Source organism: Oleiphilus sp. HI0123, assembly GCF_001635315.1.
On sequence record NZ_LWGE01000696.1, the window covers coordinates 1 to 387 of the forward strand.

Annotated in this window: 1 pseudogene; it reads left to right on the forward strand. The window is 48.1% G+C overall.

The annotated features are described in order from the left end of the window. A pseudogene (locus tag A3761_RS27165) lies at positions 1 to 387 on the forward strand (phosphoserine aminotransferase); the annotation flags it as partial.

Below are 387 nucleotides of genomic sequence, written 5' to 3' on the forward strand. Positions count from 1 at the left end.
GACAGCATTGGAAGCATGCTGTACTGAAACGGCGCGTTTATTGGGTTTGCCTGAAGGTTATCGAGTGGGTGTAGTACCGGGTTCTGATACCGGAGCAATGGAAATGGCGATGTGGTCGATGCTCGGTGCTCGTCCTGTCGATGTTTTTGCGTGGGAATCCTTCGGTAAAGGCTGGATAACCGACATTACAAAACAGCTGAAGTTGGATGATGTTTCTCTCTACGAAGCGGACTACGGTAAACTCCCTGATTTTTCTCAAGCTTCTTCTTCTCACGATATTGTATTTACCTGGAATGGCACGACTTCGGGTGTCAAAGTTGAAGACGCCAACTGGATAGCTGACGATCGTGAAGGTTTGACGATTTGTGATGCAACCTCGGCAGTGTT